This is a genomic window from Micromonospora costi, assembly GCF_003626655.1.
Taxonomy (GTDB): domain Bacteria; phylum Actinomycetota; class Actinomycetes; order Mycobacteriales; family Micromonosporaceae; genus Micromonospora; species Micromonospora costi.
In genome coordinates this window covers 2,367,963-2,378,827 of the sequence record NZ_RBAN01000001.1, presented here as the reverse complement: position 1 = coordinate 2,378,827, position 10,865 = coordinate 2,367,963, and the positions used below count along the sequence as shown (strand labels likewise).

Below are 10,865 nucleotides of genomic sequence, written 5' to 3'. Positions count from 1 at the left end.
CCGGCGGCGCGTCGGAGCCCACCAGCACACCCCCGGCCTAGCCCCGCCCCGCCCCCTCCCGCCCCCGCCCCCGCCCCCGCCCCCGCCCCCGCCCCGCCCCGCCCCGCCCGCCCCGCCCCCGCCCCGCCCCCGCGATCATGCAGTTGTGGTTGCCGATTGATGGTGTTCCACGGCTTTTGCGGGGCACCACAACTGCATGATCGACGGCGTGGAGGGCGGTACGGTGACGTCCAGGAGCGGCTGAGCCGCCCGGCCCGGTCCGGCCGGCGGGTGCGCGTGGAGGAGACGGCGTGGGCGGCGGTGCGGAGCGTACGGCCACCGTGCCCCGACCCGGCCCCGCCCTGCGGCTGGCCCGGCTGGTCACCGAGTTGACCGCGCCCGCGGTGCTGGTCTCGGTGCTGGTGCTCGCCGTCGGCTGGCAGAGCAGCCGCGGCGCCCGAGGGCTGGGCTGGGGCCTGCTCGCCGCCCTCTTCGTGAGCGGCATCCCGTTCGCGTACATCGTCGGCGGCGTGCGCCGTGGGCGGCTCACCGACCACCACGTCGGGCTGCGCGAGCAGCGCCGCGTCCCGCTGCTCGTCGGTCTCTGCTCGGTCGCCGCCGGGCTGGCCCTGCTAACGGTGTTCGGCGCGCCGCGTCCGGTGCTGGCCCTCGTGGCGGCCGGGGTGGTCGGCCTCGTGGTGGCCGTGACGGTCAGCCACTGGTGGAAGATGTCCATCCACTCGGCCGTCGCGGCAGGCACGGTCGTGATCCTGGTCATCACGTTCGGCACCCGGCTGCTCGTCACCGCGCCGCTGCTGGCCCTGGTCGGCTGGTCACGGGTGCGGCTGCGCGACCACACCGTGCCGCAGGTCCTCGCGGGCGGCCTGGTGGGCGGCCTCGTCGCCGGCCTGGTCTTCGCCGCGTTGCGCTGACCGCCCGCCGCCCGGCGACGCGTTGCGCTGACCGCCCGCCGCCCGGCGACGCGTTGCGCCGACCGCCCGCCGCCCGGCGGCGCGTTGCGCTGACCGCCCGCCGCCCGCCGCCCGGCGACGCGGTGCGCCGACCGGCGCCGCCCGGCGACCTCACCGGGTGGGCCCGCGCCGGTCAGTCGTCGGTGAGGCGGTGGCGGTTGGCCTCGATCCAGGCGTCCAACGCGGCCGGGTCGTCCGGGTCGACGCCCTCGGCCATCAGCTGCGCCACGGCCGCGGTGGCCGGGCTGCGCCGCTCGCCCGTGCTGTAGAGGCGGGCGAACTCGGGCACCATCTCCTCGATCGCGGCGTCGGTCTGCGCCGCCGCGGTCTCCGGCAGCCCGCGCTTGCGGGACGCGTACCGTGCCCAGGCGCGCAGCACCCGGGGCAGCATGGCGGCGTCGTCCATGTCCAGCACGGCCCGCCGGTGCACCCAGTCGAGCAGGAACAGGCCCGCGACGGTCGGGCTCCAGCGCAGCGGGTCCGCGTCGGGGAAGCTCGCCGCGTGGTCCAGCAGCAGGCTGAAGCAGAAGTGCAGCGACGCCAGCTCGGGCCCCCCGTCGACCGCGTCCAGCCCGGCCCGGGCGGCCTCGGGTGAGGCGAGGAAGCGGCGGACCAGGTCCGTCCGCTCGGTGGCGGAGAGGGGCGGGACGCCCGGTGGTGGCGGCGCCGCGGCGGGCAGTACGGCGAGCCGGGCGCCGACGAGCGCCCGGTCGGTGGCGAGGGAGCCCTCGCCGGGCAGCTCCCCGAGGTCGTCGGTGACCGTGAGGTGGCGGGCCACCTCGCCGTGCATCCGGGCCGGGTCCTCCTCCCGGAACCAGGTCAGCTCGTCGGCCGCGCACAGGTGCCGGACCTCGGCGAGGATCCGCCGCGCCGGCCCGCCGACGAAGACGTCCTTTGTGATGCCGATGTTGTGGTCGACGAGCGCCACCAGGGCGTGCTCCGGGCCGCCCGCCTCGTCGTCGTAGGCGAAGGTGGCCAGGTAGGAGGTCTGGTCGCCGTACACGTCGCCGTACGCCCAGGTGCCGGTGAGGTGCACCCGGCCGAGCTGGCCCGACCAGGGCGGCGCCTGGCTGCCCGGGCGGACCCGGGCGGCGCCCTCGGCGTCGGGCACGAGCGCGGCGAAGACGGAGCGGATGGTGGTCGCCGCGGCGGTGCGCCGACGGGCGGTGGCGGCCAGGAAGCCGCCGACGAACTCCCGGACGGCCGCGCTGCGGTCGGTCTCCGCGATCGCGTAGACGCTGCCGAGGAGCGCTGCGCCGAGCATCTCGGCGTCCAGGGCCGAATCCAGCCGGGTCACGTCACGGGCGGCGTGCAGGACCGCGTCGTACGGGGTCGGGGGCGTGGCCATACGCCGACCCTACGCCGCGCGGCCACGCCCGACAGCGGTTGCGATCCGCGCGGATCAGTGTCGGGCGGCCTCCCGCAGGGCTTCCCGTGCCTCGTCGTACGAGGTGAGGACGTCCCGGACGGGCGCGAGCACGTACTCGTCGCCCACCACCGACACGGCGGTGAGGAGTCGTTGCTCGGCGCGTCGCCGTGCCCGTGCCGCCGCCCAGCGGACGACGGGCCGGGTCAGCGCGGCGACGAGCAGCCCGGCGAGCAGGCCACCGAGCAGCAGCAGGGTGGGCAGCGGCACCTCGCCCACCCGCGGGTTGTCGAGCTCGGGCAGGCCGAGCGCGCGCAGCGCGTACCCGAGCACCAGCCAGCCCAGCCCGGCGAGCGCCGTGAGGGTGACGAGCCACTGCACGGCCCCCACGAGCCGCCACCAGAGCGGTCGGCGGTTCAGGCCGAGGTCGGTGCCGGCCACCGCGCGGTCCAGCGCGTCCGGCAGGTCGGCGAGACGGGACCGGGCGGCGTCGGTCACCGCGGTGGGCCAACCCGCCGGCAGCTCCGACCCGGCGCGGTCGGCCACCGCCCGGATCGCGAGACCCAGCGCGGAGCGCTGCGCGGCGGTCGGGTCCGGCACCGAGGTCGCCGCGACCAGGCTCTCCGCCGGCTCGGCGCTGTCACCGCCCGGGCCGGGCAGGTGGAGGCGGCGCAGCGGGTCGGGTCGCAACCGGCGCCAGCCCCGCACCAGCGGCCAGCCCGTGCTGGCGACCGCCCGGTGCCGGTACGCCTGCTGCACGGCCTCGGTCACGGCCGGCACCCCGGCGGTCCCCGCGAGAGCGCGGGTCAGCTCGTCGGCGGTGGTGTCGTCGGGGCCCGCGGGGCGGGTGGTGCCCACCAGCTCGTCGAGCCCGGCCACCACCGTGTCCACGTCCCCGGCGAGCCGCCGCAGCGCCGCCTGCCGCTCGGCGACCGTCCGTTCCAGGGCGCCGCGCAGCTCGGTGATGCCGTCCGGCTGGGTGGCGGTGGTCGTCAGCAGCGGTACGCCCTCCAGCCCGTCGGCGTCGAGCAGCCGGCGCAGGTCGGCGAGGACCCGGGGCAGCTCGGCCGGGGGCAGCCGGTCGGCCTGGTTGAGCACGACGAGGGTGACGTCGCGGTGCCGGTGGAACTCGCGCAGGTAGCTGGTGTGGATCACGCGGTCGGCGTACTTCTGCGGGTCCACCACCCAGACCACCTGGTCGACCAGGCCGAGCAGCCGGTCCACCTCCAGCCGGTGGGACCGCTGCACCGAGTCGAAGTCGGGCAGGTCCAGCAGGACGAGGCCGCGCAGCGCCGCCTCGTCGTCCGCGTCGAGCGCGCTCTCCCGGACGAACCGGTGCCGGGGCAGGACGCCGACCCAGTCGAGCAGGCGGCCGGCGTCCTCCGGCGGACCCCAGACGCAGGCGTGGGCCACGCCGGTGGTCGGGCGGCGCACCCCGACCGGCGAGAGCTCCAGCCGGGCCAGCGCGTTGAACAGGCTGGACTTGCCACTGCCGGTCGCGCCGGCCAGGGCCACCAGGGTGTGGTCCCGGGACAGCGCCAGGCGGGTGCCGGCGCGTTCGACCAGGGTGTGCGCGGGGACGAGCTGGGCGTCCGGCAGGCGACCGTCCGCCGCCGCGAGGAAGCGCCGTACGGCGTCCAGGCGGGCGAGCAGGAGATCAGGATCGACCCGCTGGTCGCCGCCGCGGAACGCCTCCCGCATCCGGCCCACGACGTTGCTCACCGGGCCGGCCCCTCCGCGGTCAGGCCGCTGCGGCGTCGGGCGCTCTCCACGCGCTCGGCGGCCCGGCGCAGCGTGTCGGCGGTCTCCGGACCCGGCCGGGCGTCCGCGCTCCGGGCCAGGTAGCGGGCGGCCTCCTCGTCGAGCAGGGCCCGCACCCGGTCCAGCAGGTCGGCACGGGCCTTGGTGGCGAGCGTACGCACCGCCTGGTCACCGAAGATCGCCTGCAGCACGGCCTGCGCCGCCACCGTGGTGCCCGCGCCCGTCGCCACCTCCAGCCCGGTCGGGATGAAGGCGGTCGAGGCGAAGACCGCGATCATGACGGCCAGGCCGGTGGCGTTCACGGCGTACGCGGCGGTGCGGGCCACGAAGCGCTTGTCGCCCCCCTCGGCCCGGACCAGCTCCAGCACCCCGCGCTGCCAGTCCCGGACCATCCGCTCGGCGCGCTCGGGCAGGTCGGGGCCCGCGTGGGCCAGCTCCGGTTCCAGCAGCGCGGCGCCGGCCGGATGGGCCTTCCACCCGGTGTACGCGTTCTCGGCCGCCTCGGCGGCCACTCCCCGCAGCAGTGTCACGAGCTGGGACTCGATCGCGGTACGCAGCTCGGCGGCCGGCGCCGGGCGGCCGGTGAGCGCGGCGAACAGCCGGTCGCGCAGCCGCCCGATCCGGGCCTCCAGCGTGCGGAAGAGCTCGCCCGTGCCGACGAACTCCTGCCAGCGGGCGAGCACCTCACCGCGGAGCAGCCGGCCGTCGCGCAGCCCCTCCTCGACCGTCCGGTGCGCCCCCCGGTACGCGGCGCGTACCCGCTCGTCGAGCGCGTCGGCCGCGGTGAGTTGCTCTTCGGCGGCCCCGGCCAGCTCCTCGACCGTCGGGTGCAGCGCGGCCAGCGCCCCGTCCAGCGTCTGCCGGACGACGGCGGCCCGGGCCTCCGCGTCGGCGGCCAGCCGGGCGAACCAGTCGGCAAGCGGGGCGGTGACCCGCTCGGGCAGCAGCCCCTGCCCGTCCACCCAGGTCTCCGGCAGCACGAAGAGCGGCGCCTGGTCGAGCCCCTGCTCGGCGAGCATCTCGGTGAGGTGCGCGGCGATCTCGTCGCCCGCCTCCGGCGGCACCCGGTCGAGGACCATGGCGATCACTGTCCCGCGGGCCCGCGCGCTGCGCAGCAGCTCCCAGGGGACGGCGTCGGCGTAGCGGGCGGCGGTGGTGACGAAGAGCCAGAGGTCGGCCGCGGCCAGCAGCTGGCCGGCGAGGGCCCGGTTGGCGTCGACCACCGAGTCGATGTCGGGCGCGTCGAGGAACGCGAGCCCGGGCGGCAGGGCCGGGGCGGTCACGAGCTGGAGGGTGCGGGGGTCGTCGGACGGCTCGTTGCGGCGGGTCAGGCCGGGCAGCAGCTCCCCCTGGCGGAACCAGGACGAGTCGGCCGGGCTGCACACGAGCACCGGCGAGCGGGTGGTGGGCCGCAGGACACCGGCGGCGCTCACCCGGGCCTTCACGAGGCTGTTGACCAGCGTCGACTTGCCGGCCCCGGTGGAGCCGCCGACCACCACCAGCAGGGGCGCGTCGAGGCGGGCGAGCCGGGGCAGCAGGTAGTCGTCGAGCTGGTCGGTGAGGGCGGTGGCGGCGCGGCGGGCCGGGTCGGCCGACGGCAGGGTCAGCGGGAACCGGGCCGCCCCGATCGCGGCCCGCAGGGCGCCCAGGGCGGCGGGGAGGCTCTCGTCCCCGGTGGTGGCGGTCGGGTCCTCCGCGGCGTCCGGCGAGCCGGCGCGGGCTGCGACGGCGGGCGCGCCGGGCTGGGTGGCGGGGTCGCCGTGCGTCGTCACCGCTAAAGCGTGCCCGACCGATGCAAGGGAAGACAACCGATCAGTAGCAACCGGGGTTGCGTCGGGTTGGCTCAACTTCGACTTGACGATCTGCGGTGGCGTGGCACTATTGAGTCAAGTTCACTCAACTTGTGGTGGGGTCGCTGCGGGCGGCGCCCGCCAGGCAGCTCAACGGGCGGTGCCCGTCACCTGCTCAACCTTACGAAGCGAGGAAGCGAAGATGGCACGTGCGGTCGGTATCGACCTCGGCACGACGAACTCCTGCGTCAGCGTTCTCGAGGGCGGTGAGCCCACCGTCATCGCCAACGCTGAGGGCTCGCGGACGACCCCGTCGATCGTCGCGTTCGCCCGCAACGGCGAGGTGCTCGTCGGTGAGGTCGCCAAGCGCCAGGCGGTGACGAACCCGGACCGGACCATCCGGTCGGTCAAGCGGGAGATCGGCACCAACTGGTCGGTGGACATCGACGGCAAGAAGTACACCCCCCAGGAGATCTCGGCCCGGACGCTCATGAAGCTCAAGCGGGACGCCGAGGCGTACCTGGGCGAGCAGATCACCGACGCGGTGATCACCGTTCCGGCCTACTTCAACGACGGCCAGCGCCAGGCCACCAAGGAGGCCGGTGAGATCGCCGGCTTCAACGTGCTGCGGATCGTCAACGAGCCGACCGCGGCCGCCCTGGCGTACGGGCTGGACAAGGGCTCCAAGGAGCAGACCGTCCTGGTCTTCGACCTCGGCGGCGGCACCTTCGACGTCTCCCTCCTGGAGCTGGCCGAGGGTGTCATCGAGGTCAAGTCGACCAGCGGTGACAACCACCTCGGTGGCGACGACTGGGACCAGCGGATCATCGACCACCTGGTGAAGACCTTCCGTGGCGAGCACGGCATCGACCTCGCCCAGGACAAGATGGCCATGCAGCGGCTCAAGGAGGCCGCGGAGAAGGCCAAGATCGAGCTGTCCGCCGCCACCACCACCAACATCAACCTGCCGTACATCACGGCCGGCGCCTCCGGCCCGCTGCACCTCGACGTGACGCTGAGCCGCGCCGAGTTCCAGCGGATGACGCAGGACCTGCTGGACCGCTGCAAGGGCCCGTTCGAGCAGGCCGTGAAGGACGCCGGGATCAAGGTCTCCGACGTCGACCACGTGATCCTCGTCGGCGGCTCGACCCGTATGCCGGCCGTCACCGACCTGGTCAAGCAGCTCACCGGCAAGGAGCCCAACAAGGGCGTGAACCCGGACGAGGTCGTGGCCGTCGGCGCCGCCCTCCAGGCCGGTGTGCTGAAGGGCGAGGTCAAGGACGTCCTGCTGCTCGACGTGACCCCGCTGAGCCTGGGCATCGAGACCAAGGGCGGCATCTTCACCAAGCTGATCGAGCGCAACACCACCATCCCGACGAAGCGTTCCGAGGTCTTCACCACGGCGGACGACAACCAGCCGTCGGTGCTGATCCAGGTCTTCCAGGGCGAGCGCGAGATCGCGGCCTACAACAAGAAGCTCGGCACCTTCGAGCTGACCGGCCTCCCGCCGGCGCCGCGCGGCGTGCCGCAGATCGAGGTCACCTTCGACATCGACGCGAACGGCATCGTGAACGTCCACGCGAAGGACCTCGGCACCGGCAAGGAGCAGAAGATGACCATCACCGGCGGCTCCTCGCTGCCGAAGGATGACATCGAGCGCATGCGCCGCGACGCCGAGGAGCACGCGGAGGAGGACAAGCGCCGCCGCGACGAGGCCGAGACCCGCAACCTGGCCGAGGCCCTCCAGTGGCAGACCGAGAAGTTCCTCGCCGAGAGCGGCGACAAGCTCCCGGCGGAGAACCGCGACCAGCTCAACGAGGCGCTCGGTGAACTGCGCAGCGCGCTCGGCGGCCAGGACATCGAGAAGATCAAGTCGGCGCACGAGCGGCTGGCGCAGGTCTCCCAGCAGGCCGGTTCGCTGCTCTACGCGCAGCAGTCCGAGCAGGGTCAGCAGCAGGCGGGCGGCCAGGCCGGCCCGGGCGCCGGGGCGACCGGCGGCACCCAGACCGGCGCGGCCGGCGGGGCCGACGACGTCGTCGACGCGGAGATCGTGGACGAGGACAAGAAGTGACGTTCCGCCCCCGACACGGACTCACGGCGAAGGGATGAGGTAGCCGCATGACGGAGAAGCCACGAGCCGCCGACCCGGGCGACACCGGGTCGACGCCGGGTGGCTCCGCGCCCGCCGAACCGGCCACCGGTGACGCGCCGCGGGTCGTCATCCGCAACAACCGCAAGATCAGCCAGCCCGCCGAGCCGGAGGGGACCGCCGCCGACGCCGGGACGGACGCCCCGGCCGAAGGGCTCGTCGAGGACGCCGAGGTCGTCGTCGACGAGATCGAGGTGGAGAGCGGCGCCGACGGCGCCGCTCCCGCCGGCCCGCCGGTCGTGGACGCGCCCGCCGAGCCGGTCGACGCCGCCACCAGCTCGACCCTCGGGGCCGAGCTGGAGGCGCTGCGCGCCGACCTCGACGAGCGGACGCGGGATCTGCAGCGGGTGACGGCGGAGTACGCCAACTACCGCAAGCGGGTCGACCGGGACCGGGGCGTGGTGGCCGAACAGGCGACCGGCACGGTGCTCGCGGCGCTGCTGCCGATCCTCGACGACCTCGACCGGGCCCGGGAACACGGTGACCTGGTCGGGCCGTTCGGATCAGTGGCGGAGCAGCTCACCGCGGCGCTCGGCAAGTTCGGGTTGACCCCGTTCGGCGAACAGGGCGACCCGTTCGACCCGACGCTGCACGAGGCGGTGGCGCACCAGACCTCCGCCGACGTGACCGAGCCGACCTGCGTGCAGATCATGCGGCGCGGCTACCAGCTCGGTGAGCGCCTGCTGCGGCCGGCGCTGGTCGCGGTAGCGGACCCGGAATAGTGCCAAGCAGTGACCCGGTCGCTCCGCCCGCCGTACGACGGTGGGCGGGGCGACCCGGGCACACCGGTGGGGAGGGGGTGGACCGGTGAGTTCGAAGGACTGGATCGAGAAGGACTTCTACGCCGTGCTCGGCGTGGACAAGGCCGCCTCCGCGGACGAGATCAAGAAGGCGTACCGCAAGCTGGCCCGGGAGTCGCACCCGGACCACAACCCGGGCGACCCGAAGGCCGAGGAGCGGTTCAAGGCCGCGTCCGAGGCGTACAACGTGCTGTCGGATCCCGGCCGCCGCCGGGAGTACGACGAGATGCGCTCGCTCTTCGGCTCGGGCGCGTTCCGGCGCAACGCCCGGGGCGGGGGCCAGCCGGGGGGCATGCCGTTCGACGTCTCCGACCTGTTCGGCGGCGCGACGGCCGGGGGGGACCGCCGCTTCGGCGGCGCCGGTTTCTCCGACCTGTTCAGCTCGATCTTCTCGGGCGGCGCCGCCGGCCCGACCGCCCCGCGCGGCCCGGCCCGGGGGCGGGACGTGGAGACCGAGGTGGCGCTGGACTTCGGCGACGCGGTACGCGGCGTGACCCTGCCGCTCACCCTGCGCGCCCCCGGCGTCTGCGACACCTGTCACGGCAACGGGGCGAAGCCCGGCACCCAGCCACGCAGCTGCCCGGTGTGCCACGGCGCCGGGGTGACGACCCGCAACCAGGGGTCGTTCAGCTTCTCCGAGCCGTGCCGCAACTGCCAGGGCGTCGGCACGGTCGTCGAGGAGAAGTGCCCCGAGTGCCACGGCAGCGGCGGCGTGACCAAGACCCGCACGCTGAACGTCCGGTTCCCGGCCGGCGTGGCCGACGGCCAGCGCATCCGGTTGGCGGGGCGGGGTGAGCCGGGCGAGCGCGGCGGGCCGGCCGGTGACCTGTTCGTCCACGTCAAGGTCCGGCCGGACGAGCTGTTCGGGCGCAGTGGCGACGACCTCACGCTGACGGTGCCGGTCACCTTCGCGGAGGCCGTACTCGGGACGGATCTGCGGGTGCCCACCCTCGACGGCGCGGTGACCCTGCGGGTCCCGCCGGGTACGCCGAGCGGTCGGGTGCTGCGGGCCCGCGGCAAGGGCGTGGTCCGCCGGGATGGTCAGGCGGGCGATCTGCTGGTGACACTGGACGTGGTGGTGCCCGCACGGCTGTCGGACGAGGCACGGGCGGCGCTGGAGGCGTTCGCCGAGAACACGCCTGCGGCGGCCCGGGAACATCTCGACGCGCGGGTGCGTCGAGTCGGTTGACGCGGTGGATGGACGCGGAGGTGAGCAGGATGTCGGACGGGTTCGCCGGGTCGTCGGATGACCCTGCCTACGAGGCCAAGGTGCTGATGATCTCGGTCGCGGCGCGGATGGCGGGGATGCACCCGCAGACTCTGCGCCAGTACGACCGGCTCGGCCTGGTGCAGGCCGGGCGGGCGGCCGGTGGTGGCCGCCGGTACAGCGTCCGGGACGTGGTGCTGCTGCGCGAGGTGCAGCGGCTCAGTCAGGACGACGGCATCAACCTGGCCGGCGTCAAGCGCATCATCGGCCTGGAGCGGCTGCTCGAAGAGGCGCAGCAGCGGGTGGCCCGGCTGGAGGCGGAGCTGGACGCCGCGTACCGCCGGATCGCGGAGCTGGAGTCGCTGGCCCGCTTTCCGGGCCGCGACCTGATGCCCACCAACCGCACCTCCACCGCTCTGGTGGTCTGGCGACCCCGGCGCGGCTCCGACCGCTGACCGTACGCCCCTCCCGGTCCTCACGGCCCGGTCCGCTCGCCGGTTTCCCGGCGCGGGCCGGGCCGTTCTGGTTAATCTGCGAATGAGGTCCTTTCCGCGCAATCCAGACCTACCGGCATTGGCAGGGGGAGCGATGACGGAGGCGGCGAAGCAGGTGGCCAAGCGGGCGGAGGAGCGGCTCGACAAGATCGCCGAGACGTTTCGGGAGCGGTTCGAAGGGCTCACCACGGCACAGTTCACCGACGTGGTGAAGAAGGGACGCTTCGCCGGCAGCCAGATCCAGGGGCGGGCGGAGACCGGAGGCGGAGACCAGGGCGCGCCGCGCTGAACGCCGGACGCCGACGTGCGGGCCGGGACCCACGGGGGGTCCCGGCCCGTTCGTGTCCG

Annotated in this window: 9 protein-coding genes; 6 read left to right on the top strand and 3 right to left on the bottom strand. The window is 74.8% G+C overall.

Annotation, left to right across the window (positions count from 1 at the left end; genetic code table 11):
- The first annotated feature begins 290 nt into the window (after positions 1–290).
- On the top strand, positions 291–911 hold the full coding sequence (locus tag D7193_RS10885; RefSeq protein WP_120779131.1) for a phosphatase PAP2 family protein: 621 nt from the start codon (positions 291–293) through the stop codon (positions 909–911).
- 172 nt (positions 912–1,083) lie between these two features.
- Here D7193_RS10885 and D7193_RS10880 read toward each other — a convergent pair whose 3' ends face one another.
- From D7193_RS10880 to D7193_RS10870, 3 genes are read right to left on the bottom strand one after another with little or no spacing between them, the layout of a single operon-like run.
- On the bottom strand, positions 1,084–2,298 hold the full coding sequence (locus D7193_RS10880; protein WP_120779130.1) for a hypothetical protein: 1,215 nt from the start codon (positions 2,296–2,298) through the stop codon (positions 1,084–1,086).
- Positions 2,299–2,352: 54 nt separating this feature from the next.
- Positions 2,353–4,017 carry a GTPase gene (locus D7193_RS10875; RefSeq protein ID WP_120779401.1) on the bottom strand — a complete coding sequence of 555 codons (1,665 nt, stop codon included), beginning with the start codon at positions 4,015–4,017 and terminating at the stop codon, positions 2,353–2,355.
- A 17-nt stretch (positions 4,018–4,034) separates the two neighbouring features.
- A complete protein-coding gene (locus tag D7193_RS10870) occupies positions 4,035–5,849 on the bottom strand; it encodes an ABC transporter (RefSeq protein WP_120779129.1) in 1,815 nt (604 codons plus the stop codon).
- Between the two features lie 220 nt (positions 5,850–6,069).
- On the opposite strand from D7193_RS10870, the gene dnaK reads away from it, so the two are divergent.
- The 5 genes from dnaK (at position 6,070) to D7193_RS10845 (ending at position 10,806) form a co-directional block, all read left to right on the top strand.
- A complete protein-coding gene (gene dnaK, locus D7193_RS10865; protein WP_120779128.1) occupies positions 6,070–7,938 on the top strand; it encodes a molecular chaperone DnaK in 1,869 nt (622 codons plus the stop codon).
- A 47-nt stretch (positions 7,939–7,985) separates the two neighbouring features.
- Positions 7,986–8,738 (top strand): nucleotide exchange factor GrpE, encoded by a 753-nt coding sequence (gene grpE, locus D7193_RS10860; protein ID WP_120779127.1) that lies wholly within the window; start codon positions 7,986–7,988, stop codon positions 8,736–8,738.
- 85 nt (positions 8,739–8,823) lie between these two features.
- Positions 8,824–10,005, top strand: a complete 1,182-nt coding sequence (gene dnaJ / locus D7193_RS10855) for a molecular chaperone DnaJ (RefSeq protein WP_120779126.1) — start codon at positions 8,824–8,826, stop codon at positions 10,003–10,005.
- A gap of 29 nt (positions 10,006–10,034) precedes the next feature.
- Positions 10,035–10,478, top strand: coding sequence for a heat shock protein transcriptional repressor HspR (locus D7193_RS10850; protein ID WP_120779400.1), 444 nt, complete (start codon positions 10,035–10,037; stop codon positions 10,476–10,478).
- A 133-nt stretch (positions 10,479–10,611) separates the two neighbouring features.
- Positions 10,612–10,806 (top strand): hypothetical protein, encoded by a 195-nt coding sequence (locus D7193_RS10845; protein ID WP_120779125.1) that lies wholly within the window; start codon positions 10,612–10,614, stop codon positions 10,804–10,806.
- Positions 10,807–10,865: the final 59 nt, after the last annotated feature.

What these genes read in the sequence shown, in the direction of transcription:
- D7193_RS10880 (WP_120779130.1), bottom strand. Translation starts at nt 2,298, where the DNA reads ATGGCCACGCCCCCGACCCCGTACGACGCGGTCCTGCACGCCGCCCGT.
- D7193_RS10875 (WP_120779401.1), bottom strand. Translation starts at nt 4,017, where the DNA reads ATGCGGGAGGCGTTCCGCGGCGGCGACCAGCGGGTCGATCCTGATCTC.
- dnaK (WP_120779128.1), top strand. Translation starts at nt 6,070, where the DNA reads ATGGCACGTGCGGTCGGTATCGACCTCGGCACGACGAACTCCTGCGTC.
- grpE (WP_120779127.1), top strand. Translation starts at nt 7,986, where the DNA reads ATGACGGAGAAGCCACGAGCCGCCGACCCGGGCGACACCGGGTCGACG.
- D7193_RS10850 (WP_120779400.1), top strand. Translation starts at nt 10,035, where the DNA reads ATGTCGGACGGGTTCGCCGGGTCGTCGGATGACCCTGCCTACGAGGCC.
- D7193_RS10845 (WP_120779125.1), top strand. Translation starts at nt 10,612, where the DNA reads ATGACGGAGGCGGCGAAGCAGGTGGCCAAGCGGGCGGAGGAGCGGCTC.